Genomic DNA, 25,521 nt, shown 5'->3' on the forward strand with positions numbered 1-25,521 from the left:
AGATAGTCTGGGTGCGGGCCTGGCGTCCGACCACTGGAGGGTGGTCCGGTCAGGCGGCAACAAGGGAGGTTACCATGAAACATTTCGTGCAGGCGCTGATCGGCGCGACCATGCTGGCGGGCGCAGGCTCCGCGGCCCAGGCCCAGGATCTGCTCATCGGATCGACATCGGCCTCGTCGAGCCATTACGGCTATTTCGTCGCCGTCGGCCAGGTGATCAACGAGCATGCCGAGGGCATCAAGGCCTCGGTGGTCGAGACCGGCGCCACCATGGACAACATCCGCCGCATCGAGCGCGGACAGATCGACCTCGGGCTGGTCACCACCAATGTGGCCCAGCACGCCAATGCCGGCACCAACGAGTTCGAGGGCAAGCCGCTCGACCTGCGGCTGCTGTGGGTCTACACCGGCGCGCCGCAGAACGTGGTGGTGCGCGCCGATGCGGGCGTCGACAGTCTCGAGGGCCTGGCGAAGACCAAGTTCAACCCCGGCATCAAGGGATCGGCGACCGAATCCACCACCGAGGCGGTGTTCGCAACCCTCGGCCTGACGGCGGACTATGTGCGCGGATCGACCACCGACATCGTCAACTCGATCAAGGACAACCGCGTGGCCGGCTACGTCAAGTCCGGCTCGGGCAACAAGCTCGACGGCTCGACCATGGACATCGCCACCGCCACCGACATCGAGATCCTCGGCCTGACCCCGGAGCAGGCGGAAACGCTGCGCGCCAAGATGCCGGACATCTCGGTGGTCGACATTCCCGCCGGCGCCGCCGACGGCATCCCCGCCTACACCACCTGGAGCTTCGGCGTCGGGGTCGGCGCGCCAGCGTCGATGGACGAGGAGACGGCCTACAGGATCACCAGCGCGATCATGGCCGACACCACCGCCCAGGCCAATGCGATGGCGAGCCTGAAGGGCGAGAGCCTGGCCGACATGACGCTGAAGTTCGGCACCATCCCGCTGCATCCGGGCGCCGCGCGCTGGTTCGAGGAGCAGGGCATCGAGCTGCCCGCCAAACTGAAGCCGGCGAACGGGTGAGCCGGTGAGCCTCGAGCGCGTGCAGAAGGCGCTGGCGGTCGCGGTCGGCGGCTTCGTCTTCTATACGGCCGCCACCGGCCCGTTCGAGGGCCTGATCCAGCGCGCGCTGTTTCTCGCGCTGGTCACGGTGCTGGGCCTGGCGCTCTATCCCTCGGGCGCCGGCAAGTCCTGGCGTCCGCTCGGGGCGGCCATCGACCTGGCGCTCGCCGCCGTCACCGTCGCCGCCTGCCTCTACATCGTCTGGCACTACGACGAGATCATGACCACGCTGCCCTGGGCGACCGGGCTCGACAAGGCGCTGACGGCGGGCCTGGTGCTGGCCGTCCTCGAACTCGGCCGGCGCACGGTCGGGCTGATCTTCCCTGTGCTCGTGCTGCTCGGCATCGGCTACGCGCTGTTCGGCAACCTGCTGCCCGGCCCGCTGCAGCACCGCGGCTTCGACAGCGCCTTCGTCACCGAGACGATCTTTCTCGGCGATCTCGGCATCTGGGGCATGCTCACCGGTGTCGCCGCCACGGTGATTGCCGCCTTCGTGCTGTTCGGGGCGCTGCTGCTGCATTCCGGCGGCGGCCAGGCCTTCATGGACATCGCCATGCGGCTGGGCGGCCGCCAGCCCGGCGGCGCGGCGAAGATCGCCACCATCGCCAGCGGCCTGTTCGGCATGATCTCCGGCTCCGCCGTGGCCAATGTCGCCACCACCGGCAACTTCACCATTCCGATGATGATCCGGCTCGGCTATCCGCGCGCCTTCGCCGCGGCCGTCGAGGCCGTGGCCTCCACCGGCGGCCAGATCGCGCCGCCGATCATGGGGGCGGCGGCGTTCGTGATGGCCGAGATCCTCGGCATTCCCTACCTCACCATCATCCTCGGCGCGATCATTCCCGCCGTGCTGTTCTACCTCTCGGTGTTCATGACCGTGCATTTCGTCGCCGTCCGCCGCAACCTTGCCGTCGTCCCCGAAGAGGACCTGCCCGAATGGGCCGCCATCCTCGCGCCGCGGCGGGTGCTGCCGATCGCCGCCGCGCTCGCAGGCCTCGGCCTCGGCATCTGGCTCGGCCGGTCGATCTCGACGGCCGCCTTCTACGGCATCGTCGGCCTGCTTCTCGCCTTCGTCGCCACGGAGGCCGGGCGACTGTCGCCGCGCGCCATGCTCGGCCGGATCGTCGACGGGCTCGGGGACGCCGGCAAGGGCATGGTGATCATCGGCGTGCTGCTCGCCGGCGCGCAGGTGCTGGTGTCGATGATCAACCTCACCGGCATCGGCGTCACGCTGTCCTCGCTGATCGTCTCGCTGGCGGGCGATTCCGTGGCGCTGGTGGCGCTGATCGTCGGCGGCGTCTGCCTGGTCATGGGCATGGGCCTGCCGACCACGGCGGCCTATGTGCTGGTGGCGGCCGTGCTGGCGCCGGCGATGACCGCCGTCGGCATCGACCCGCTCGCCGCCCATCTCTTCGTCTTCTACTTCGCCACCATCTCCGTCATCACGCCGCCGGTCTGCGTCGCCGTCTTCGTGGCGGCCGGCATCGCCAACACCAATTGGCTGCCGGCGGCCGGCGAGGCGGTGCGGCTCGGCGCGGTCACCTATGTGGTGCCGTTCCTGTTCCTGCTCTATCCCGGCATGACGCTGCAGGGCAGCTGGTTCGATGCGCTGGAGGCGATCGCCGCCGGGCTGGCGCTTGTGATCGCGATTCCGGCGCTGCTGTCGGGCACGCGGCTCACGCGCTCGCGCGCCATCGACATCGCCATTCTCGCCGGCGTCATCGCCGTCGCCATCTGGCCGCACCCGGCCACTCCCTTCATCGCGCTCGCAGCCCTTGCGGCGGCCTTCCGTCTGGGCTCGGCGCAGCGGGGGCTTGCGGCATGAGCGTGCTCCGGATCGGCGCCGGCGCCGGCTTCTCCGGCGACCGCATCGCGCCCGCCGTCGAGCTGGCCGAAAGAGGCGAGCTCGATTTTCTCGTCTTCGAGTGCCTGGCCGAACGCACCATCGCGCTCGCCCAGCTGGCGCGGCTGAAGAACCCCGCGGCCGGCTTCGACCCGCTGCTCGAGCGGCGGATGCGGGCGGTGCTGCCGGTGACCGCACGCAACGGCACCCGGATCGTGACCAATATGGGCGCCGCCAATCCGCGCGCCGCCGCCCGCCTCGTCCGCCGCATCGCCACCGAGCTGGGGCTGCACGGGCTCAGAATCGCCGCCGTCGGCGGCGACGACGTGCTGGCCGCCATCGGCCCGTGCCGGCTCGACGAGACCGGGGCTGCTGCCTCCGCGCTCGGCGACCGGCTGGTCTCGGCCAATGCCTATATCGGCGTCGCCCCCATCGTCGCCGCACTCGACGCCGGGGCGGATGTCGTCATCTGCGGCCGCGCCTCCGACCCGGCGCTGTTCCTGGCGCCGCTGGTGCACCATTTCCGGTGGCGCATGGACGACTGGACCCGGCTCGGCCGCGGCACCCTCGTCGGCCATCTGCTGGAATGCTCGGCCCAGGTGACGGGGGGCTATTTCGCCGATCCCGGCCGCAAGCATGTCCCGGATCTCGCCCGCATCGGCTTTCCGCTCGCCGAAGTCGACGGGGACGGCAACGCCACCATCACCAAGGTGGCGGGCAGCGGCGGCCGCGTCAGCCGGGCCAGCTGCATCGAGCAGCTGCTCTACGAGATCCATGATCCCGCCCGCTATCTGCAGCCCGACGTCGCCGCCGACTTTTCGCGCGTGCGGATCGAGGAGACCGGGCCCGACCGCGTCGCCGTCTCCGGCGCCGACGGCCGGGCGGCCACGGGGATGCTGAAGATCTCGGTCGGATACCGCGACGGCTGGAAGGGCGAGGGGCAAATCAGCTATGCCGGCGCCAACTGCCTCGCCCGCGCCGAGCTCGCCGCGAGCCTGGTCGGCGAGCGGCTCGCGGACTGCGGGGCGGAGATCCTGGAGACCCGCCGCGAGGTCATCGGCCATGATTCCATCCCCCGGCCCGCGGCCGCGGGGCCTTCCGCCGCGCGGCCGGCCGCCGCGCCGCACGAGGTGCGCATGCGCTTTGCCGCGCGCTGCCGCACGGAGGCCGCGGCGGAGACGGTGGGCGAGGAGGTCGAGGGCCTGTATCTGTGCGGCCCCGCCGGCGGCGGCGGCGTCACCCGCTCGGTCACCGAGATCATCGCCATCGCCTCGACGCTGATGCCGGCAGGCGACGTCGAGACCGGCTTCGAGATGGTGGAGGCCGACGATGCGGCTGCATGACATCGCCCACGGCCGCACCGGCGACAAGGGCGACATCTCCAACATCTCGGTGATCGCCTATGACCCGGCCGACTGGGAGCTGCTGGTGCGCGCGGTGACGGTGGAGCGGGTGGCCGGGCATTTCGGCGCGGGATTTGCCAGTTCCATCACCCGCCACCTGCTGCCGCAGCTGCAGGCGATGAACTTCGTGCTCGAAGGCGCGCTCACCGGCGGCGTCACCCGATCGCTGGCGCTCGACGCCCACGGCAAGTGCCTCGCCTCGGTGCTGCTGGAGATGGAGATCTGAGGGGGCGGGGGCTCGAATTCACATCAGTTGAAAGAACCCGAGCAGCATTTGTGTTGCACCCCTCACCCGATGCGGCAATGTTCCACCATCAAGGGGCTGCAGGCGGGATAGATTTGCATTCCTGGTTGCAAAACCCGATGCATTTGGATTGATTGGACGAATTGATTCTGGGGGGTGGATGAGTGACGAAGCCGTTTTACGCTGAGCCGATTCTCAATTCCCCATATCTTGCGCCGTCGCGCCATCACGCCCTGTACGATAGCGGGGAGCCTCTCGACCATCCACCGATCGAAGGCCGTCGCCGCTCGGAATATGTTGCGCCGGTGTCCAGGAGCAGGCGGACGAAGAACCAGCTGAAGAAGGGTCAAGCACGACCGGACCAGCAGGGTTTGACGACCGTCTTAACGAACAGCATTGGCTTAACGCTCTTAGACAGCTGCACAAGCTGGATGCATTTTTGCTTCCGGTGTGTGCGAGCTAAATGTTCATAGAGAATGCGGAAACCCGTAGGCTATTTGCTAACGGGGCAACAGAGGAGATCTTGTGAAATGAACGATCTTATCAACCAGCCAGATGCGCCGCGCCTTATCTATGGCTTACGTGACACGGGTTACAGCTTCAATACCGCGGCCGCTGATATTATCGACAATTCTATCGCTGCCCAAGCCAGCGAAGTACAGGTGAGGATTGAGTTGGCCGAGGATGGACGCAAGTTCGTCTTTTTCGGTGACAATGGCGACGGGATGAGTGGCACAGCATTGTTTTCAGCGATGCGATACGGCGCACCAGCCCGGGCCAATCTCGCAAGCCTCGGCAAGTTCGGCCTAGGTCTAAAGACTGCATCAAGCGCGGTATGTCTCAAATTCACTGTAATCTCGCGCACCGGGCCCGACGCCGACTTCGCAAAGCTCGCGTGGGATCTCGAGTGGGTCGAATCGCAAAACCAGTGGGAGATGCTGCGTGAGCCGATGACCGCCGACGAATTCGAACTATTCGATGAGCTTTGCGGAGAAAAAGGGACACTCGTCATATGGTCAAAGTGTGACCGGCTCCTCTCTAAGGAATATGACGATCCCGGCGGCGCGCGCGAGCAGGCCGCGATCCGCCGGCTGGGCGAGCGCATGATTGAGCATGTCGCTCTCGTCTACCATCGGTTTCTCGATACCAGCGACAAGCGTGAGCGAAATGTTGCGATCTCGGTAAACGGCACACCGGTCAATGCGTGGAATCCATTCTACCCTGAAAAGTCCGATCAGGTGCTCTCCCCTAAACAGCAGCAGCTGGAGATCGAACTCGATGATGGAACCGTCGAGACTGCATACATCAATGCGTGGATCCTTCCGCACCGTCGGGACATGACCAAAGACGAGCAGAAGGTTGCGAACATCACCAATCGTGGTCAGGGTTTCTACATTTACCGTGAGGGGCGAGTTATCCAGCAGGGCGGATGGCTGGGCGTTTTCGGCGTCATCGAGCCGCACTATTCCCTTCTTAGGGTCGAGTTTGACTTTAGCCACAAGCTGGATGAGGCGTTCAAGGTCGACGTCAAGAAGTCAAAGATCCTCTTCGATCCCGCGCTTGAGGAAGCACTTCGGACGCTTCTACAGCCCATTTACCGCGAGGCGGGGAACCGGTACCGCCGCACCGAGCGAAAGGCAGCAGTCGAGCGCGGAGTGGATCATGGCAGCGCGAACAAAGTCATTGGCAACACGCCAGCAACTGCAAAACCGAGCGTAGAATCTGCTGACCCATCACAGCGGACAGCTACCGTCTCCAACAACCGCGGGTCGGGCATCAAGCTTCGTGTTCCGGTGGATACCAATGTGCTACCTGGCACCATCCATGTAGATGCGGTGGAAACCATTACCTCGGGCGATCTCTGGGAACCGGCGATGCGCAGCGACGGCGTGTCGGGCTTTGTTGCCGGCGTCCGTATAAACAAGCACCACGACTTCTATCTCAAGATTTATCAGCGAGCTGCGGCCAACGGTTATGCAGTTGAGGGCATAGACCTGCTGCTCTGGGCATTCGCGGTAGCAGAGAACAACAATGTCAACGAGGAGCTTGAGCCGATTTTCGAGGATATCCGCAATGAGATCTCGACCAATCTTAAGAAGCTCTTGCGCGAGGTTTCTTTGCCCGACGAGCGAGAGTTGAACGGCGCTGAGGAAGGCGAGGACTGAGATGCTGGCGGCGAAGCAGATATTCATCTTGCGTGAGGTCGAGGAAGGGACCGGGGCGACGATCGGTCTTGAGGAGGATCGCTCTGGCATGCAGACCGGATTACGACTCTGGTTCGCGGATCTGCCTCGTTCCCACAGCCCCATCGTCACCCTTCAGCCGGCGGGCCTGCACAGATTCAGGGCCACCCTGACGTTTGGGAACTTCGCGGCAGACACCATCAGCCAAATGAACCGAGCTGATGCTGAGGAGGTAGACTTGGCACGAGCGCTAGTTGCCTCCGTCGCCGAGAGCGCAACCGTCCGATTCGCGGGTGAACAGTCACTCGAAAGTTGGCGCATCAACGACGGACGCTTTCTGTTGACCGCCGAGAAGACCAATATCAAGGAGCGTTACGAGGACGATGCGCTTGCAGCCACGTGTCGTGAATTAGTAATCCCGATCCTTGCGGCGATGGCCGAACTCTACGGCTACGATTCAATAGAGGAACCGATTGATCAAGCAGGTGAGATAGAGGGTGCTCTTTCTATCTCGGTCATCAGCCGACGCGAACGGAATCCCCGAAACCGCCTGCTTTCGCTCCGGATCCATGGTGGACAGTGTAAGATCTGTGGCTTCGATCCGGCACAACGATATCCCGATCTTCGCTCGATCATTGAAGTTCACCACATCCAGCCGCTTTCCTCGCTTGGCGAGCCCCGTGCCTATGATCCGTCAAAGGATTTAATCCCCCTCTGCCCCAACTGCCATCGCGCCGCTCATACCAGACGCCCACTCCCGTGGAGCCCTGACGAGCTGCGGTTAATGCATCATGACTGACCTACCAAAGGAACTTCCTGCCGACTTCAGGCAACTTGTGCTGCATCCACCAATTGGGAGGGCGCTGTCGCACCGGCTTGTCGAAGCGGAAATCCGTTTGCGCCGCGAGGCCGGGCGCTTCGTCGCCGTGCTAGCCGGAACTCGCACGGTCCGCGGTGAAAAGGCAATTTGGGACGTCTCCGGACGCGGCCACAACTGGATTGATGATGGCTCTGTGATACGTCCGATCCCTCGTGACGCCCCACACATTATGGAGCGAATGCTTGGTGATGCTGACGCAGAAGATCTAGCGTTCGCCGACGTGATTCGTCTCCTACGGATTGACAATCCGCACATTCCCGTCTCGGCAGACGCGGATGTCTTACAGCCTGCCCGCCGCGCAGCGGCAGAGCTGTCTGAGAAGGTTCCAATTGCGGGCCTAAACGCTGTCCTCTTTCGCTACCAAGCCCAAGGTGTCGAATGGATGGGGCGAACAATCCGCCATACTGGCGGCATCGTTTTAGCGGATGAGATGGGTCTAGGAAAGACAATCCAAGTTATTGCGCTACTGCTTGGCGACAAACCGACGAATGACGAGCCGGCGCTCATTATTTGCCCTACCAGCCTGATCGCGAATTGGCGTACGGAAGTCCTGAAATTCGGCCCCGAACTGTCTGTTCTCATCCACCGCGGGCCGCACCGTGCTGGCACGACGAGAGGCCTGCAGCGAGCGCAGATCGTGCTTGCAACATACGATACTGTCGTGAATGACATAGCCATCTTTTCGGGCATGGCGTGGAGTTGGGTCATCTGCGACGAGGCGCAGGCACTGAAGAACCCAGATTCCGGGCGCCGAAAGGCGATTGCGGCTATTCCGCGGCGGCGCACCATACCGATGACCGGTACGCCAGTGGAGACGTCACTTCTAAACCTTTGGTCACTGGTAGATCTCGCCATTCCTGGGCTGCTCGGCAAGCAGGCGAGCTTCGAAAGTGAGTTCCCCGATTCAGAAGCCTCCGCACGCCAAGTGGCGCGCCTTACTGACCCGATTATCTTGTGTCGCAAAGTGCGGGATGTTGCGGCTGACCTCCCGGAACGGATCGACATCGACGTGCCGCTTGATCTCGGCGAGGAACTCTCTAAGGCTTATGACGCAGTGCTTGCTGACACGTTGCAGAAATACCCAGTTGCTGGAGCTTTGGTTGCAACAGGCCAGCTTCAACTTTTCTGCGCCCACCCTTGGCTGCAGGGAAGTGATGGAAAGGCGGATAGCAACGATGATGCATCTTGCTTCAGAACACCGGGATTGCCCTTGGTAACCCCAAAGATCGAGCGGACTCTCGCCATTCTCGATGAAGCATTCCGTTGCGGCCAGAAAGTGCTTGTATTTGCAATCTTCAACCGCTGTGGCGACCTCATTCGCGAAGCCGCTGCAGATCATCTGCCCGCCGCGTTTTGGGACACGATCAATGGATCGACACCGCAGAAAGACCGGCAGGCGATCGTGAACGCATTCTCGGCACATCAGGGGCCCGCTTGTCTCGTTCTGAATCCTAAAGCTGCGGGCGCGGGTCTCAACATTACGGCGGCCACAATCGTAATTCACTATACTCAAGCATGGAACCCTGCCCTTGAGGCACAGGCGAGTGCTCGCGCTCATCGCCGCGGCCAAAACGATAAAGTGCGTGTCTATCGTCTGTTTTACGAAAACACCGTTGAGCGGGTGATGGTTGAGCGCGCGGCATGGCGGCGTGAAATGGGTAATGAGGCCGTGCCAGTTTCGACGCGTGACGCCGATGATCTTCGACGCGCCCTCACAATACGGCCGGAAAGGGATGGGGAATGACTATTCAGACATACGAGAAAGAGCTCACCGCCAACGATACCGGCGAAACGGGCGCCCACCAAGCTGGGATCCACATACCCAAATCACAGACCGACCTGCTCTTGTTTCTCCCTCCATTGGACCGCTCGACTAAGAATCCGGATGCTTGGCTCCAGATGAGGGATGACTCGGGCAACGTGTGGCGGTTCCGCTATATCCATTACAACAACAGTCTGCACGACCCACGTGGAACGCGGGACGAATTCCGGGTCACGCATATGACCGGATTTTTCAGGTCCGAAGGAGCGACAGCGGGAGACACGCTAGTCGTGTCGGGTGAACCAGGGACATGGCGTTACAGGATCGCTGTCCGCAATAAGGGCAAAGCGCCGGGAGCCGTGCAGTCGGGACCGCTTCGCGTTCGTTTACGCGGCTGGCAGCGCGTGTGCTAGGCCGATGCCCACGGACAAAAGAGAGGCCCTAGGAGGAGGAGAAGCCAATAGCGTTGACGACTTGCCAATCGGGGTCCTGCATCTGGGTACTAAAACCAAGTTGCTTGAAGAGGCTGGGTTTCTGACGCTCAGAGACCTGAGGGATGTAGATGCTGCCTCGGTTTTGCGCATCCCCTCTGTCGGACGCCGCACCGCTGATGAGCTTGTGCGCAACCAGACCGCCCTGCGGAAGGCTGCAGACCAAAACGGCGCGATAGACTGGACGACATATTGTGCAGCGTTGGGAATTCGACTGCTGCCCGCCCAGGCACCTGCCGACGGGTGTGAACTTTTGGCAGGGCTTCCGGCATTCTTGGAATCGCTTGCGGAAAATCTGGAAGATAATGTCCTGGCCGCCATCCTCTTGGGCCGGATCTGTAGGTCTCCTGGGCGCCAGAAGACGCTCGAAGAGATAGGCTCGGCAGCTTCGCCAGTATTAAGTCGCGAGCGAGTCCGGCAAAAAGAACGCAGGTTACTGCTGAATATAACTGGCGGTCTGCTCAATGATAATTATGCGGCTCTCCATATTCACTTTCATCCCGGTTTTGCGAGTTGGTGGCAGAAAGCAGCAGATGCTCTCGTTGACGTCGAAGAAATTGGGGTGGCCAGTTTCGTGGAGCTGCTTGCTGGTGTCTGGAGTGTCCCTCACGCAGCTGTCTTGGAGCAGCTTCCAACTCTTGTCGCAGTCGTAACCGGTGAGCCACAAATGACATCCGGGTTCCGGGCCTTAGCGCACCTCGATCCCCGGCTGTTCGCAGAAGGCGGCCAGAATCTGAACAATTTACCTGTACTGAAGCTTCGCCTTGGCAAGGTTGCTGTGCGACTGGTTGAAGCGGGGCTCCCGCTTGTTGGGGACGTAATCGACAGTCTCCAGTCAGGAAACACACATAAAATTGGCATGACGGCGATGAAGCGCGTTGCGGATCATCTCAATATCGTTGCATCCTGTATGAGTATCACCGGCGTCGACTGGAATTGTTATCAATCCCGAATCAACATCGAATGCCTTCCCTTGACCTCCACTGGGACTCCCATCGATTTTGTCAGTACGCTACCACAGGTCATCGAAGAGCTTCTCAGAAGACAAGGCGTAAGTCTGCGGGCCGCCGACATATTCCGCCACCGCACAAGAAAGCACTATCGACACCGAATGACGCTGCACCAAGTCGCTGAGACGCTTGGAACATTCGGCTCTTCGATTAAGAGGGAGGAGACGATATTTCTGGCTTGGCTGAACGATGTCTTGGTAAGCCGGGAATTTTTCAGACTGAGCGTCTGGCTTGATGCCACTTGGCTTACTTGGTGGCGGGAAGCGGAGGAGACATATGAGCAATCCCAGGGCGAATATGATCGTTTTGCAAATAACCTCGGGTGGCGCTGGCGTCTGTCAGGCAAAGAGATAAATACTGCCGCTCCAACCTTGTGGGCTGTATTCACAGGCTATCCCGAAGGGCGGCGGTTATCAGTTATTGCGTTGTACGAAGCGAGTCCGAAGTTGGGTCGGATCCGCCTCCAAGGTTTCCGACGTGTCCATTGATGGGTCAATTAGGAGTTCGCGATGTAAACAAGAACGCGCCCTGTGCTCTCAGCTGCAACGCTTCGTACTCTTCAGCAGCCAGATCAGGAAGGCGGGAGTGTTCTTCCGGCAAGAAAATTCCAACAGGTGCAGGAGTATGGGCGATTTCCAGCGACTAGATCCCTCTTCATGTGTCCCGCCCTTGGATTTCCAGCTTAACTACATCAGTCTCGAGCCATCGTGCACATTCTGCAATCAATTCTTCCAAGGGAAGCTTGGCTCGCCCCTTTACGGCACACTCCCAGACTATGCACTGGCGCCACTTATCCTTTTCAAGAAGGGATTCCGAGCGAGCATCAACCTCCTGGTTACGATTAATCTTGGACAGCCAGAATTCCGTACGGGTTGATGGCCATTTGAAGAGGTGACAATGATGGCCATGCCAGAAACAACCGTGCACAAAAATCACCGCTCGGAATTTAGGAAATACTATATCAGGTTTTCCGGGCAGGTGTTTGTCATGCAGACGAAAGCGAAAACCAAGTGCATGAAGCCCACGCCTCACAATCATCTCTGGTTTTGTGTCTTTGCCCCGGATACCAGACATCATCCGGCTTCTGACCTTGGGAGAAACCGTATCAGCCATTCGCGATAATCGGCATTTTGTCAGGTCTTGTCACAGAACGAATATTTGCCATGATCGCCGGCTCATGCTCAGCCTTTCGCACAGCTGACATAATGTGCCTTTGCATCGCCCGCGCGACAAATTCAACGACGGGGACTACAACAGCGTTGCCGAACTGCCGGTAGGCTTGCGTATCGGAAACCGTAATCCTGAAACGCCGGTCGCCGCGGTCAAAGCCCATCAATCGTGCGCACTCGAGTGGCGTCAGACGCCTTGGTCTTTTCCCTGGTTGCTCAACCAGGATCTCTGAACCATCCTTGTAGTAACGCGCCGACAGTGTACGCGTCACGTCATTTGGTCCGAAGAGGCTGAAGCCGAACCCATTACCTTTGGACTGATGTTTGGCTTTGTAATTCTGGAGATACTCCCAAAGGCGTGGTGTTAGGGTATACTTCGGGTCGACATCTTCGTGAGGTTCGAGAATGCTGCCCAGCTTCGGACCATTCTTCGCGTCGGGGATAACAAGAGATTTGAAATCGAAGTCTGTCGGCTCCCTGAAACCGACGATAAATACCCGCTCCCGTTTTTGCGGGACCCACGCCTCCGAGCTGATCACCCGGTGCTGGACATGATAGCCCAACTCATTTGTCAGAACGTTCATGATAGTGGCAAAGGTTCGCCCGCTATCATGCCTTTCAAGGTTCTTCACGTTTTCCAAGACGAAAGCGACAGGCCGATGATGGGCAATAATCTGTGCGGTGTCAAAGAACAGAGTCCCTTGAGTATCGCAAAGGAAGCCGTGAGGACGTCCAAGAGCGTTCTTCTTAGAAACTCCTGCGATCGAAAACGGCTGGCATGGGAATCCCGCCAAAAGAACGTCGTGTTCCGGAACCTTGCTCGGATCCTGCGAATATTCACGGACGTCACCACCTATCTCGTGATTGTCACGGTAGTTCAGGGTGTAAGTTTTCTGGCTGTGCGGATCCCACTCGCAGGTAAAAGCACAATGACCACCAATACTCTCGAAGCCAAGGCGGAGACCACCGATACCTGCGAACAAATCAATAAAACGAAACCGTATCGATGGCTCCTTCATCCCTTGTTGGGAGATTCTTTCGAGAGCTTTGAGCTCAAGACGGCGGGGTTGGCTTTCACCGTCCTCATAACGTCTTGCCGTCCTCATCGAGACGTCCAATAATTCGGCTGCCTGTGCAATGGTCATTCCCGCCTTCTCCCGAAGAGCCGTAAATTCCGTCCGGGTAGTGTGGCGCATTTTGCCCTCGAATCGTTGCTGGGTGATTTTTTGACAAAATGACACTAAACTCCCTAGCCATCAATGCTTGTTCTCTTTTTGTTCCGAGAATGAAATGGAGTGTACAGATTATTGTGGCTGATGGGACCATGACAGCTCCGTGGCCGGTCGGCTCCTATGCCGCGAACATTCGATTGTCGCTGCTACTACGGACGGAACACGGGCACCCCCGCTCATACTCGACCACCGAGTCCCAAGAACCCTCCGCGTTCTGGTGGGCATCGAAGCCCTGCTTTTCGAAGCCAATTATGGCCTCATTTCGCAACTGGTTCAGGACATCGCGGCGATCCGGACTGTTCTCGCTGGCGCTGGCGATGACCCGCTAGAGAAGCAATAGCTATGCCGTCGCGAGACGACCGCCGCTTGTCTCGAGCCTTGCCACTGTCAACATTCAGGTGCGAGGACAGATCAGCCGCTCTCCGCTTTGCAGACACTTTTGCCGTCGCCGGATCTCACGCAAACTGGTTCGACACCCCCCCATATCGAACGGCCTTATTCTCGGGCTGTTCGCAGCAGGCCGGCAGAATCGACCGGATCCTTCGATATTTGCAAGACAGGTGGGCGTTTATGGCGGAGAGAGAGGGATTCGAACCCTCGAGACGGTTCCCCGCCTACACACTTTCCAGGCGTGCGCCTTCGACCACTCGGCCACCTCTCCGCATGCCGCCACGTCGGGAGGTCACCCAAACGCCGCCGGTTTCCCGGCTTGCGGTGATCCGGAAACAGGCGGCCGACACAGGCGCGCCGGGCTACCGGTTCGGGCGGCACTATAGTCAAGACGCCTTGCTTGGCAACCGCTATTTGACGTTATCGTGACTTCGTTTGAAGGCCGCCCGCCGGGCCGGGGATTGCGCCGGGCGGCCGGCGCGCCTATGTCATGGCTACAGCGGATCCGGGCGTGGCAGAACGCCGGTCCGGAGGCCCGCCGGGAGGCTTTGAATGCGGTTCGTGCTCAGGATCATCAGCCTGTTGTTTCTCGTCGTCGCGGTGATCGCCGGCGTCGTCGACGCGATCCAGTCGGTGGCAGCCGGCGGACCGGAGTTCACGCTCCTGGGCGCGGCCTGGTTCCAGTTCAGCCCCGACACGCTCAACCTGGCGCAGGCCACGGTGCAGCGCCACCTGCACCCCTTCGTCTGGGATCCGGTGATCCAGTGGGTGCTGCTGCAGCCGACCTTCGCCGTCTTCCTGGCGCTGTCGCTCCTGTTCCACTTGCTGGGCTACCGGCGCAGCCGGCCCGCCGGGCGGTTCTCCGCCTGAACCCCATCCACACGCGAGGTGACGGAATGTTTCTCATCGACATGTTCAACAAGAAGACCGCCATGCCCAAGCCCGCCGAGGCGCTGCCCGGCCGCAGCGAGCCGATCGCCACCGCCGAGACCCATTTCGTCAACGGCGCGGCGCTGAAGGGCCCGTGGCCGGACAGCATGGAGACCGCCTATTTCGGCATGGGCTGCTTCTGGGGCGTGGAGCGATTGTTCTGGAAGCTGCCGGGCGTGCACGTCACCGCCTCGGGCTATGCCGGCGGCATCACCCCGAACCCGACCTACCAGGAGACCGTGACCGGGCTCACCGGCCACACCGAGGTGGTGATGGTGGTCTTCGACCCCGCCGTCATCTCCTACGAGCGGCTGCTCACGGTGTTCTTCGAGGAGCACGATCCGACCCAGGGCATGCGCCAGGGCAACGACATCGGCACCACCTACCGCTCGGCGATCTACACGACCAGCCAGGCGCAGGCGGAGGTCGCCACAAAAGCCCGCGACAGCTACCAGGCAGCCCTTGCCGCCGCCGGCCACACCGGGCGGGTGACGACGGAAATCGCGCCGGCCGCCGAGTTCTACTATGCCGAGCCCTACCACCAGCAGTATCTGGCCAAGAATCCGGGCGGCTATTGCGGCCTGCGCGGCACCGGGGTCGCCTGCGTCGGCGCGTGAGGGCGGCGGCGCGGTTTTCCACGCCGGCTCAGCCAGATCGGCGTTGGATTCTCGCAAAAGCCGTGCAAAGATGGGCTTCTTCCGGCCGGGCCCCGGCCGGTGGTTTCCGCAGGTTTGCCCGCAAGGGCTGCGGGAGGACCCCCAAAGATCAACACAAAACAGGGCTGCACATCATGAAACGCACGCTTTTGAGCTTCCTCGCCGTGGCCGCCATGTCCGCCACCGCGCTGGCCGCGGACATCAAGCCCGCCATCATCTACGACCTTGGCGGAAAATTCGACAAGTCCTTCAACGAAGCCGCCTTCAACGGCGCCGAGAAGTTCAAGACCGAAACCGGCATCGAGTACCGCGATTTCGAGATCTCCAACGATTCGCAGCGCGAGCAGGCCTTGAGCCGCTTCGCCCGCGACGGCAACAACCCGATCGTCATGGCCGGCTTCTCCTGGGGCGAGGCGCTGCAGAAGGTCGCCGCCCAGTATCCGGAGACCAATTTCGCCATCATCGACATGGTGGTGGACGCGCCCAATGTGCGCTCGGTGGTCTACAAGGAACAGGAGGGCTCCTACCTGGTCGGCGTGATGGCGGCGCTGGCGTCGAAGTCCGGCACGGTCAGCTTCGTCGGCGGCATGGACATTCCGCTGATCCGCAAGTTCGCCTGCGGCTACAAGGGCGGGGTCATGGCCACCAAGCCCGAGGGCAAGGTGCTGGAAGCCATGACCGGCTCGACCCCTGACGCCTGGAACGACCCGGTCAAGGGCGGCGAGATCACCAAGTCGCAGATCGACCAGGGCTCGGACGTCATCTACGCGGCGGCCGGCGGCACCGGCATCGGCGTGCTGCAGGCGGCCGCCGACAACGGCGCGCTCGGCATCGGGGTGGATTCCAACCAGAACGGCCAGCAGCCCGGCAAGGTGCTGACCTCGATGCTCAAGCGCGTCGACGTCGCCGTCTACAACGCCTTCATGGACGCCAAGGACGACAAGTTCGACTACGGCTTCAACGTGCTCGGCCTCAAGGAAGGCGGCGTCGACTACGCGATGGACGAGAACAACGCGCCGCTGGTCACCGACGAGATGAAGGCCGCCGTGGAGGCCGCCAAGGCCGACATCATCGCCGGCAAGATCGAAGTCCACGACTACATGTCGGACGAAGCCTGCCCCTACTGAGGCCGGTTCGCGGGACCCCGGTTCCGCAAATGTGCCATCGCGACGGCCGGGCCCTGCCCGGCCGTCTGCGTTTCGGCGCGCTGACGCAAGGGCGCGAAAATTGAAGGGCGTTGCACCGCCCGGCCTCTCGCCCTTCGAGGGCCGCTCACGCGGCCACCTCAGGGTGAGGGGAACGGGGTGGATCGGAGGCGCCGGGGGGGGGGGCGACGACGCCCTCTCTGGTGTCATGCCGGCCCCCGAGCCGTGGGACTCCCGGCGCGTCACCTCGAAAGGAGTCCCTCACCGCGCGGACGCGCGGTGGCTGGACCCCGGATCAAGTCCGGGGTGACGGTGTGGAGGGGCCGGGGTGACGGGCGGGGGGTGCGGGGCGCAACGCTTGTCCGGAGTGCATGTTCAGGTTCGGAAGCGCCGCCCGATGTCTGATGCCGACGACACCCTCTCCGCCGTCATGCCGGCCCCCGAGCCGGCATCCAGCGGGCTCGCGTCCGCGAGCCGGGGACTCCCGGGGTGTCACCTCGAAAGGAGTCTCTCACCGCGCGGACGCGCGGTGGCTGGACCCCGGATCAAGTCCGGGGTGACGGTGTGGAGGGGCCGGGGTGACGGGCGGGGGTGCGGGGCGCAACGCTTGTCCGGAGTGCATGTTCAGGTTCGGAAGCGCCGCCCGATGTCTGATGCCGACGACACCCTCTCCGCCGTCATGCCGGCCCCCGAGCCGGCATCCAGCGGGCTCGCGTCCGCGAGCCGGGGACTCCCCGGGGTGTCACCTCGAAAGGAGTCTCTCACCGCGCGGACGCGCGGTGGCTGGACCCCGGATCAAGTCCGGGGTGACGGTGTGGAGGGGCCGTCCGACACCCCCGGTCACCTCCGACATGCGCACACCCCGCCGGATGCCGCCTGCGGTTGCGATGGCGGCGGCGCGGGTCTATAGCGGTCCAAGACCAACAGGACCGCCACCATGACGAAGATCCGGCTGCACAAGGGTGACATTTCCGCCGCGGACGCCGCCCGCTACACCTCCGACATCGCCATCGACACCGAGACGCTGGGGCTGGTGCCGCGGCGCGACCGGCTGTGCGTGGTGCAATTGTCGCCGGGCGACGGATCGGCCGACGTCATCCAGATCGCCGCCGGCCAGACCAGCGCCCCCAACCTTGTGGCGCTGCTTGCCGACGACAGCCGGCGCAAGCTGTTCCATTACGGCCGCTTCGACATCGCCGTGCTGTTCCAGAGCTTCGGCGTGACCTGCCGGCCGGTGTTCTGCACCAAGATCGCCTCGCGGCTCTCACGCACCTACACCGACCGCCACGGCCTCAAGGACCTGACGAAGGAGATGCTCGAGATCGACCTGTCCAAGCAGCAGCAGTCGTCGGACTGGGCGGCCGAGGAACTGACGCCGGCGCAGCTCGACTATGCCGCCTCCGACGTGCTGCACCTGCATGCGCTTGCCCGCAAGCTGACCGAGCGGCTCAACCGCGACGGGCGGCTCGACCATGCCGAGGCCTGCTTCGCCTTCCTGCCGACGCGCGCCAAGCTCGACCTTCTCGGCTGGGACGACACCGACATCTTCGCCCACAGCTGAAGGCAAGGCCCCGGCGCGCCGCTGGCCGAGGCGCGCCTCAGGCCCGTCCGGCCTCGGCCAGGATCCAGTCGCGGAAGCGCCTGATCCGCGGCAGGTTGCGGCGTCCCTCCGGATAGACCAGCCAGTAGGCGCCGCCCGAGCGGCCGACAATGTCGAAGGGCTGCAGCAGCCGGCCGCGCGCCAGCTCCTCCCGGTGAAACTCGGGAGTGAGCATCGCCACCCCGGTGCCGGCGATGGCCACCTGCGCCTCCACCGCCTGCGCCCCCATCTGGCTGGCGACGCGGCCGTCGAGCAGCTTCGGGTCGAGCCCGGCGGCCGAAAACCAGATCCTCCACCACGGATCGGTCGCATCGATGATCGGCAGCCGCAGGATGTCGGCCGGCGTGGCGAGGCCGCCGATCGTCTCAGCCAGCGCCGGGCTCAGCATCGGCGTGAAGGTGAGCTCGAACAGCCGGTGCGAGATCAGGCCGGGCCAGTCGCCGCGGCCCGAGCGGATGGCGACGTCGGCCTGGTGGCGGCGAAAATCGATCAGCTCCGAGGCGGATTCGAGCCGGATGGCGAGCGCCGGGTTGGAGAGCTGGAAATGGCCGATGCGCGAGGCCAGCCAGTGGGAGGCGAAGGTCTGCACGGTGTTGACGAGAAGCGTGCCGGCGATGTCATCGGAGAGTTCGTCGAAGGCAGCCCCCAGCCGGCCGAAGGCCTCGCTCAGCTGCGGCGCCAGCCGGGCGCCCGCCGGCGTCAGCGAGACCTGCCGCGGCCGGCGCAGGAACAGCGGCTGGCCGACCCGCTCCTCCAGCACCCGGATCTGGTAGCTCACCGCCGCCTGGGTCATGCCGAGCTCGGCTGCGGCGCGGGTGAAGCTGAGATGACGGGCGGCGGCCTCGAAGACGCGGATGGTGGCAAGCGGCGGCAGGCGGGACTGGGTCATGCATCAGGACTCCTTATGCATACTACCCGCCATTCGGTTGGTCTTCAACGGCTTTCCACGCCAGATTTGCGTCCATGACCCAGAGCACACGCCTGTCACCGCCCCTCCTCTCCCCGTCCCCGCCATGCCGGGGCGCTCCCGATCACGGTCGCGCCGCTGTGACGGGACCGCTCAGCCGGCTCGGCCGCTTCGCCGCCGCACTCTGGCGCGAACTGCAGGCCCGCCGCCGCGTCCGCGCGACGCACGCGGATCTGCGCGATCTCTCCCGCCATGTCCGGCGCGACATCGGGCTCGATCCCTGAGGCCCGCCGCGCCTGCCTGCACGCCGCACGAAAAAGCCCGCCGGATCGCTCCGGCGGGCTGATGTCTGCGGCAAACCGATCGGGGATCAGTCTTCGCTGTTCTGCTTCTTGAGCGCGGCGCCCAGGATGTCGCCGAGCGACGCGCCCGAGTCGGACGAGCCGAACTGGGCCACGGCCTGCTTCTCTTCGGCGATTTCCAGCGCCTTGATCGACAGCGTCACCTTGCGGTCCTTGCGCGAGTAGTTGGTGACGCGGGCGTCAACAAGCTGGCCGACCGAGAAGCGCTCGGGGCGCTGCTCGTCACGGTCGCGCGACAGGTCGGAGCGGCGGATGAAGGAATCCATCCCCTCGTGATCGACCAGGGCGACCTCGATGCCGCCGTCGGTGATCGCGGTGACCTTGGCCGAGACGATCGCGTTCTTGCGCAGTTCGCCCGAGGCAGCACCGGCGTCGCCGCCCGAATCCTTGCCGAGCTGCTTGATGCCGAGCGAGATGCGTTCCTTGTCGACATCGACGTCAAGAACCACGGCCTTGACCATGTCGCCCTTGTTGAACTCCTCGATGACCTGTTCGCCCGGACGGTTCCAGTCGAGGTCGGAGAGGTGAACCATGCCGTCGACATCGCCGTCGAGGCCGATGAACAGGCCGAACTCGGTCTTGTTCTTGACTTCGCCTTCGACTTCGGTGCCCGACGGATGGGTCTGGGCAAACACTTCCCACGGATTCTCGAGCGTCTGCTTGAGGCCGAGCGAAATGCGGCGCTTGTTGGGGTCGACCTCGAGCACGACGACGTCGACTTCCTGCGTCGTCGACAGGATCTTGCCGGGATGCACGTTCTTCTTGGTCCAGGACATTTCCGAGACGTGGATGAGGCCTTCGATGCCCGGCTCCAGCTCGACGAATGCGCCGTAGTCGGTGATGTTGGTCACGGTGCCGGTGATGCGCTTGCCGGACGGGTACTTGACGCCGATGCCATCCCAGGGATCGCTCTCGAGCTGCTTCATGCCCAGCGAGATGCGATGGGTTTCCTGGTTGATGCGGATGATCTGCACCTTGACGGACTGACCGATCGACAGGATCTCGGAGGGGTGGTTGACGCGGCGCCAGGCCATGTCGGTGACGTGCAGCAGGCCGTCGATGCCGCCGAGATCAACGAACGCACCGTAATCGGTGATGTTCTTGACCATGCCTTCGACCGTCTGGCCTTCTTCAAGGTTCTGGACGATTTCCGAGCGCTGTTCGGCGCGGCTCTCTTCGAGCACGGTGCGGCGCGAGACGACGATGTTGCCGCGGCGCTTGTCCATCTTGAGGATTTCGAAGGGCTGCGGGATGTGCATGAGCGGCGAGACGTCGCGGATCGGGCGGATGTCGACCTGGCTGCGCGGCAGGAAGGCCACGGCGCCGTCGAGATCGACGGTAAAGCCACCCTTGACCTGGTTGAAGATGACGCCTTCAACGCGTTCCTGGGCATTGAACTTGACTTCCAGGCGAACCCAGCTTTCCTCGCGGCGAGCCTTCTCGCGCGACAGAACGGCTTCACCCAGGGCATTCTCGATGCGCTCGACATAGACTTCGACTTCGTCGCCGACCTTCAGCACGCCGTCCTTGCCCTTGACGCCGAATTCCTTCAGCGGCACGCGACCTTCGACCTTGAGGCCGACGTCGATGATGGCAACGTCCTTTTCGATGGCGATGACGATGCCCTTGGCAACGTACCCTTCGCCCAGATCATTTGTCGCCAAAGATTCTGCGAAGAGGGATGCGAAATCATCCTTCATGGATACTGCTTCTACCATAAAAACTCCTGGAACCGCTTGATCAGCGGCTGAATGCGCCCGGTTGGTGTTAATCGGACCGAATTCCTGTCTGCCCGGTCTCTCAAGGGAGCGGCGGGCGGGTCTGGCGCAGTGACAGATATCCGGCTTGGTCAAAGACCCAGAGCGGCATCCACAAGTCTGCGGGCCGTCTCGAACGCGGCCTCTATACCCATTTCGCTCGTGTCAAGCAAGTGCGCATCGTCAGCGGGACGGAGCGGTGAATCGGCGCGGCCCGAGTCGCGGGCGTCGCGCAGCCGGATGTCGGCGAGGATGCGGTCGAAATCGGCCTCGCCGCCGCCGGCGCGGATCTCGTCGCAGCGCCGGCGGGCGCGGACCTCCGGGCTGGCGGTGACGTAGAGCTTGAGTGGCGCATCGGGGCAGACGACGGTGCCGATGTCGCGGCCGTCGAGCACGGTGCCCGGCGGGGTCAGCGCAAAGCGGCGCTGCGCCTCGACCAGCGCCCGGCGCACCTTGGGCATCACCGCCACCTGCGAGGCGGCCTCGCCGATGGCGTGGTCCGAGAGCACGGCGCGGTCAAGCCGGCCGAGATCGAGGCCGGCGGCCACCTCGGCTGCCAAAGCCTCGTCGTCGAGCGGCAGGCCGCGGTCGATCAGCGCCCTGGCGGTCGCCCGGTAGGTGAGCCCGGTGTCGAGATGGTGAAAGCCGTAAAGCTCGGCCAGGCGCCGGGCGAGCGTGCCCTTGCCGGCGGCCGCGGGACCATCGATGGCGATGACGGGAACGGGGACCGGGACGGCCGGGCTCACTTGCGCTCCACGCCGACTTCGATGCCGCCGAGATGCGCAAAAGGCTCGCGCGAGAACATCTCGCGATCGGCGAGAAAGGCCTTGAGCATGTCGAAGGCGTCAACGCCCCAGAACAGCTCGGGACCCGACGCGGTGTCGACCACGAAGCTCGGCACGCCGAAGACGCCGAGGGAGATCGCCTCCTCGGTCGAGCGCCGGAGCGCGGCCTTGGCGGCATCGTCGCCGGCGAGCTCCGCCGGCGCGCCGACGGCCGCGGCGAAGGCCTCGAGGTCGAGCGCATTGTCGGGCGCGCGGCCCTGCCGGAAGACGAAATCGAAGGCGCGGCGCACCATCGCCAGATCCGCCCCGGCGCCGCCATTGGCGCCGGCGAGGATGCGCAGGCCGGCCAGCGGATTGAACGGATGGCGCGGCGGAAACCGCATCGCCAGGCCGTGCCGCTCGCCGAGAAAGGCCGCGATGCGGTAGGTGTGCAGCCGCTTGGGCGCGATCTCCGCCGGGCCGCGCTGGCCCCAGTGCGACAAGAGCGCACCGAGCAGCACCGGCCGCGGCACGATCACGCAGCCGGCGGGCAGTTCGTCCAGCCGCGCCAGCGCCACATGGGCAAAGGGCGAGAGGATGTCGTAATGGAATGTGATCTCGGTGCCCATCGCCGTCTCCGTTGCGCCGCTCACACCGAGCGCGTGATGCCGCCGTCGACGCGCAGATTCTGGCCGGTCATGTAGCCGGATTTCTCGGACGCCAGGAACAGGATCAGCTCGGCCACCTCCTCGACGGTGCCATAGCGGCCCATGGGGATGCGGGCGCGACGGTCTTCCTTCTCCGGCAGCGAATCGATGAAGCCGGGCAGGACATTGTTCATGCGCACATTGTCGGCGGCGTACCGGTCGGCAAACAATTTGGTGAAGGCGGCCAGCCCGGCGCGGAAGACGCCCGAGGTGGGGAACAACGCTTCCGGCTCGAAGGTGGCGTAGGTCGAGATGTTGACGATGGAGCCGGATTTCTGCGCCTGCATGATGGGCGTGACCAGGCGGGCGGCGCGGATGACGTTGAGCAGGTAGAACTCCATGCCGAGATACCAGTCCTCGTCGGCGATCTCCAGCACGTCGCCCTTCGGGCCGTGGCCGGCGCCGTTGACCAGCACGTCGATGCGGCCGAAGCGCTCCATCACCTGGTCGGTGAACGCCTTGAGATCCTCAGTCGAGCGGTTGGAGCCGGTGAAGCCGAGACCGCCGAGTTCAAGCGCCAGTTCCTCGCCCCTGCCCGAGGACGACAGGATCGCCACCGCATGGCCGTTTTCCGCCAGCTTGCGCGCCGCCGCCGCGCCGATGCCGCTGCCGCCTCCGACAATCATCGCCACCCTGATCGCACTCATCGGCTTTCTCCCGTTGTTGCAGGCACAGTCTAGCTCTGCTGAATGTCGGCGCCGAGGCCGGCCATCAGCTGCATGAATTCCGGAAAGCTTGTCGCGATGATGGCAGCGTCGTCAACCGTGACCGGGTGCTCGCTCGCCAGGCCCATGACCAGAAAGCTCATGGCGATGCGGTGATCGAGCCAGGTGACCACGCGGGCGTCCGGGGACGGGTTGCCGAGCCCCCTGCCGTCGGGCCGGCCGCGCACCGAGAGCCAGTCGGGGCCTTCGGTGCAGTCGGCGCCGTTGAGTTCGAGGCCACGGGCGACGGCCGCCAGACGGTCGGATTCCTTGACCCGCAATTCGTCGAGCCCGGTCATCACCGTCTCGCCGCGGGCAAAGCAGGCGGCGACGGCGAGCACCGGATATTCGTCGATCATCGAGGGCGCGCGCTCGGCGGGCACGGTCACGCCGGTGAGCTCGGAGGCGCGCACGCGCAGGTCGGCGACATCCTCGCCGCCGGCGAGCCGGGGGTCGAGGATCTCGATGTCGGCGCCCATCTCGCGCAGCGTCAGGATCAGGCCGGTGCGGGTCGGGTTCATCAGCACGTTGCGGATGGTGACGTCGGAGCCGGGCACCAAGAGGGCCGCGACCAGCGGAAAGGCGGTGGAGGACGGGTCGCCCGGCACGTCGATGACCTGGCCGGTGAGCCGGCCACGGCCCTCGAGCCGGATGGTGCGGACGCCGGCGGCGTCGGTCTCCACCGTGAGATCGGCGCCGAAGCCGGCGAGCATCTTTTCGGTGTGGTCGCGCGTCATCACCGGCTCGATCACGGTGGTGACGCCCGGCGTGTTGAGGCCGGCCAGCAGCACGGCGGACTTGACCTGGGCCGAGGGCATCGGCACCCGGTAGCTGATCGGCGTGGGAATGGCCGGGCCGCGCAGGGTCACCGGCAGCCGGTCGCCCGGCTCGGACGTCACCTGCACGCCCATCAGCCTGAGCGGATCGAGCACGCGCCCCATCGGCCGCCGCGACAGCGAGGCGTCGCCGATGAAGGTGGACGGGAAATCATAGACGCCGACGAGACCCATGGTCAGCCGGCAGCCGGTGCCGGCATTGCCGAAGTCCAGCGGCGCCTCAGGCGCCAGCAGGCAGCCATTGCCGGTGCCCTGGATGATCCAGGTGTCGCCGTCCTTGCGGATCGAGGCGCCCATGGCCTGCATGGCGCGGCCGGTGTTGATGACGTCCTCGCCCTCAAGCAGGCCGGTGATGCGGGTTTCGCCGGAGGCGAGCCCGCCGAACATGAAGGAGCGATGCGAGATCGACTTGTCGCCGGGAATGCGGATATCGCCCGAGAGCGCGGAGCTCCGGCGGGCGGTGGCGGGGGTCGGGGCGGTCTCTGTGTGGCTCATCTACCAAATCCGGTTGTCACGCATGCCGGGCCCGATCCGGCCCGCTCCGGGCGCCTGCCTAACACAGGCCCGGGACGGCGTCATCCTGCGGCAAACAAATTATGGGCGAGATTGGCTTTGACAGACCGGCACAAGATGATTATGGGGACCGGACTTGCCAAATGGAAGGTCGGGCACCGGAGTGCCCTGCATCCATACAGTTCAAGAGGCTTCGACAGTGGTAAAACCGGAACTTGGAACTAAGCGTGTATGCCCGGAAACCGGGCGCAAATTCTACGATCTCAACCGTGATCCGATCGTCTCGCCCTTCACCGGCAAATCCTACCCGTTGTCCTACTTTGAGGAAACGATTGCCGCCAAGGTGAAAGCCAAGGAGAAGGAAAAGGAAGAAGACGAGGAAGAGGTCGAAGAAGACGTCGAGGAAGTCGACGTCGAATCGCCGGATGTGGAAATCGTCTCGCTCGACGAAGCCGACGAGGACACGACCGTCGGCTCGAAGGTCACCAAGAAGGCCAAGAACGACGACGTTCCGGATCTCGACGACGATGACGACGATGTGGAAATCGACGACGACGACGACGACACGTTCCTCGCCGACGACGACGATGATGACGACGACGATGTCAGCGACATCATCGGCGTCAATGACGACGACGACGATCAGTGAGGCCTGCGGGGCGGCGCGACAAAACTTTGTCGCCCCTCATTCATTTTGATCTTGATCTTGTGCGGCTTGAGACGTAAGAAGCCGCACCTGCCCACCCCGCCCAGGGGATCGGCAGTCTGACGGGGCCCACCTTCGGGTGTGCCCGCTGGTACGGGGCCATAGCTCAGCTGGGAGAGCGCCTGCATGGCATGCAGGAGGTCAGCGGTTCGATCCCGCTTGGCTCCACCAACCACCTTCCCGATCCTGCCGCCGAATCGACGCCGTCTGCCGCACGCCGTGGGCACCCCGCTGGCCGTTGCGTC

Annotated in this window: 23 protein-coding genes, 2 tRNA genes and 1 pseudogene; 17 read left to right on the forward strand and 9 right to left on the reverse strand. The window is 63.7% G+C overall.

Annotated elements, in window-relative coordinates; all coding sequences use genetic code 11:
* Positions 1-74 precede the first annotated feature (74 nt).
* The 10 genes and pseudogenes from DFR52_RS13995 to DFR52_RS24295 all read left to right on the forward strand — a co-directional run bounded on the left by DFR52_RS13995 (position 75) and on the right by DFR52_RS24295 (position 11,386).
* Positions 75-1,043 carry a TAXI family TRAP transporter solute-binding subunit gene (locus DFR52_RS13995; RefSeq protein ID WP_110032571.1) on the forward strand — a complete coding sequence of 323 codons (969 nt, stop codon included), beginning with the start codon at positions 75-77 and terminating at the stop codon, positions 1,041-1,043.
* Positions 1,044-1,047: 4 nt separating this feature from the next.
* On the forward strand, positions 1,048-2,907 hold the full coding sequence (locus DFR52_RS14000) for a TRAP transporter permease (protein WP_110032572.1): 1,860 nt from the start codon (positions 1,048-1,050) through the stop codon (positions 2,905-2,907).
* On the forward strand, positions 2,904-4,268 hold the full coding sequence (locus DFR52_RS14005) for an acyclic terpene utilization AtuA family protein (protein WP_110032573.1): 1,365 nt from the start codon (positions 2,904-2,906) through the stop codon (positions 4,266-4,268). The genes DFR52_RS14000 and DFR52_RS14005 overlap by 4 nt, the downstream gene beginning before the upstream one ends.
* Positions 4,255-4,554: an AtuA-related protein gene (locus DFR52_RS14010; protein ID WP_110032574.1), complete on the forward strand. Its 300-nt coding sequence runs from the start codon at positions 4,255-4,257 to the stop codon at positions 4,552-4,554. The genes DFR52_RS14005 and DFR52_RS14010 overlap by 14 nt, the downstream gene beginning before the upstream one ends.
* A 182-nt stretch (positions 4,555-4,736) precedes the next feature.
* Positions 4,737-4,916, forward strand: a pseudogene (locus DFR52_RS25100) (hypothetical protein); the annotation flags it as partial.
* A 186-nt stretch (positions 4,917-5,102) separates the two neighbouring features.
* Positions 5,103-6,737, forward strand: coding sequence for an ATP-binding protein (locus DFR52_RS14020; protein ID WP_110032575.1), 1,635 nt, complete (start codon positions 5,103-5,105; stop codon positions 6,735-6,737).
* A 1-nt stretch (position 6,738) separates the two neighbouring features.
* Complete coding sequence (locus tag DFR52_RS14025) at positions 6,739-7,554, forward strand: HNH endonuclease (protein WP_110032576.1); 816 nt, start codon at positions 6,739-6,741, stop codon at positions 7,552-7,554.
* Entirely contained in the window at positions 7,547-9,379 is a 1,833-nt protein-coding gene (locus DFR52_RS14030) for a DEAD/DEAH box helicase (protein WP_110032577.1), read from the forward strand. Before DFR52_RS14025 ends, DFR52_RS14030 begins: the two co-directional genes overlap by 8 nt.
* Positions 9,376-9,810, forward strand: a complete 435-nt coding sequence (locus tag DFR52_RS25105) for an EcoRII N-terminal effector-binding domain-containing protein (RefSeq protein ID WP_110032578.1) — start codon at positions 9,376-9,378, stop codon at positions 9,808-9,810. The genes DFR52_RS14030 and DFR52_RS25105 overlap by 4 nt, the downstream gene beginning before the upstream one ends.
* Before the next feature lie 4 nt (positions 9,811-9,814).
* A complete protein-coding gene (locus DFR52_RS24295) occupies positions 9,815-11,386 on the forward strand; it encodes a hypothetical protein (protein WP_146215615.1) in 1,572 nt (523 codons plus the stop codon).
* A 166-nt stretch (positions 11,387-11,552) separates the two neighbouring features.
* Here the strand turns inward: DFR52_RS24295 and DFR52_RS14055 are convergent, their stop codons facing one another.
* The 3 genes from DFR52_RS14055 to DFR52_RS14065 all read right to left on the reverse strand — a co-directional run bounded on the left by DFR52_RS14055 (position 11,553) and on the right by DFR52_RS14065 (position 13,960).
* Positions 11,553-12,011 (reverse strand): very short patch repair endonuclease, encoded by a 459-nt coding sequence (locus DFR52_RS14055; RefSeq protein ID WP_110032582.1) that lies wholly within the window; start codon positions 12,009-12,011, stop codon positions 11,553-11,555.
* Positions 12,004-13,263, reverse strand: a complete 1,260-nt coding sequence (dcm, locus tag DFR52_RS14060; RefSeq protein ID WP_110032583.1) for a DNA (cytosine-5-)-methyltransferase — start codon at positions 13,261-13,263, stop codon at positions 12,004-12,006. Before dcm ends, DFR52_RS14055 begins: the two co-directional genes overlap by 8 nt.
* 607 nt (positions 13,264-13,870) lie before the next feature.
* Positions 13,871-13,960: transfer RNA gene (locus DFR52_RS14065), tRNA-Ser, on the reverse strand.
* A gap of 281 nt (positions 13,961-14,241) precedes the next feature.
* Here DFR52_RS14065 and DFR52_RS14070 point away from each other — a divergent pair.
* The 4 genes from DFR52_RS14070 (at position 14,242) to DFR52_RS14085 (ending at position 17,981) form a co-directional block, all read left to right on the forward strand.
* On the forward strand, positions 14,242-14,559 hold the full coding sequence (locus DFR52_RS14070) for a hypothetical protein (protein ID WP_110032584.1): 318 nt from the start codon (positions 14,242-14,244) through the stop codon (positions 14,557-14,559).
* 26 nt (positions 14,560-14,585) lie between these two features.
* The gene (gene msrA / locus DFR52_RS14075) at positions 14,586-15,236 is read left to right on the forward strand and encodes a peptide-methionine (S)-S-oxide reductase MsrA (protein WP_110032585.1); all 651 of its coding nucleotides are present in this window, start codon (positions 14,586-14,588) and stop codon (positions 15,234-15,236) included.
* Positions 15,237-15,409: 173 nt separating this feature from the next.
* The gene (locus DFR52_RS14080; protein WP_110032586.1) at positions 15,410-16,402 is read left to right on the forward strand and encodes a BMP family lipoprotein; all 993 of its coding nucleotides are present in this window, start codon (positions 15,410-15,412) and stop codon (positions 16,400-16,402) included.
* A 955-nt stretch (positions 16,403-17,357) separates the two neighbouring features.
* Positions 17,358-17,981: a ribonuclease D gene (locus tag DFR52_RS14085; protein WP_110032587.1), complete on the forward strand. Its 624-nt coding sequence runs from the start codon at positions 17,358-17,360 to the stop codon at positions 17,979-17,981.
* Between the two features lie 37 nt (positions 17,982-18,018).
* Here DFR52_RS14085 and DFR52_RS14090 read toward each other — a convergent pair whose 3' ends face one another.
* Positions 18,019-18,909, reverse strand: a complete 891-nt coding sequence (locus DFR52_RS14090; RefSeq protein ID WP_110032588.1) for a LysR substrate-binding domain-containing protein — start codon at positions 18,907-18,909, stop codon at positions 18,019-18,021.
* Positions 18,910-19,067: 158 nt separating this feature from the next.
* Here DFR52_RS14090 and DFR52_RS24515 point away from each other — a divergent pair, with 158 nt between their 5' ends.
* Positions 19,068-19,211, forward strand: coding sequence for a hypothetical protein (locus tag DFR52_RS24515; protein WP_158284966.1), 144 nt, complete (start codon positions 19,068-19,070; stop codon positions 19,209-19,211).
* A gap of 86 nt (positions 19,212-19,297) precedes the next feature.
* Here the strand turns inward: DFR52_RS24515 and rpsA are convergent, their stop codons facing one another.
* From rpsA to aroA, 5 genes are all read right to left on the reverse strand, one after another.
* Positions 19,298-21,007, reverse strand: coding sequence for a 30S ribosomal protein S1 (gene rpsA, locus DFR52_RS14095; RefSeq protein WP_110032589.1), 1,710 nt, complete (start codon positions 21,005-21,007; stop codon positions 19,298-19,300).
* A gap of 131 nt (positions 21,008-21,138) precedes the next feature.
* A complete protein-coding gene (gene cmk / locus DFR52_RS14100; protein ID WP_110032590.1) occupies positions 21,139-21,792 on the reverse strand; it encodes a (d)CMP kinase in 654 nt (217 codons plus the stop codon).
* On the reverse strand, positions 21,789-22,439 hold the full coding sequence (locus tag DFR52_RS14105; RefSeq protein WP_110032591.1) for a DsbA family protein: 651 nt from the start codon (positions 22,437-22,439) through the stop codon (positions 21,789-21,791). The genes cmk and DFR52_RS14105 overlap by 4 nt, the downstream gene beginning before the upstream one ends.
* A 20-nt stretch (positions 22,440-22,459) precedes the next feature.
* Positions 22,460-23,164, reverse strand: coding sequence for an SDR family oxidoreductase (locus DFR52_RS14110; RefSeq protein ID WP_110032592.1), 705 nt, complete (start codon positions 23,162-23,164; stop codon positions 22,460-22,462).
* A 29-nt stretch (positions 23,165-23,193) separates the two neighbouring features.
* Positions 23,194-24,552 (reverse strand): 3-phosphoshikimate 1-carboxyvinyltransferase, encoded by a 1,359-nt coding sequence (gene aroA, locus DFR52_RS14115; RefSeq protein ID WP_110032593.1) that lies wholly within the window; start codon positions 24,550-24,552, stop codon positions 23,194-23,196.
* Between the two features lie 217 nt (positions 24,553-24,769).
* Between aroA and DFR52_RS14120 the strand changes: the two genes are divergently transcribed.
* Positions 24,770-25,219, forward strand: coding sequence for a TIGR02300 family protein (locus DFR52_RS14120; RefSeq protein ID WP_110032594.1), 450 nt, complete (start codon positions 24,770-24,772; stop codon positions 25,217-25,219).
* Between the two features lie 152 nt (positions 25,220-25,371).
* Positions 25,372-25,447, forward strand: a tRNA-Ala gene (locus DFR52_RS14125).
* The last annotated feature ends 74 nt before the right edge of the window (positions 25,448-25,521 follow it).

It is taken from the genome of Hoeflea marina (assembly GCF_003182275.1).
Classification (GTDB): domain Bacteria; phylum Pseudomonadota; class Alphaproteobacteria; order Rhizobiales; family Rhizobiaceae; genus Hoeflea; species Hoeflea marina.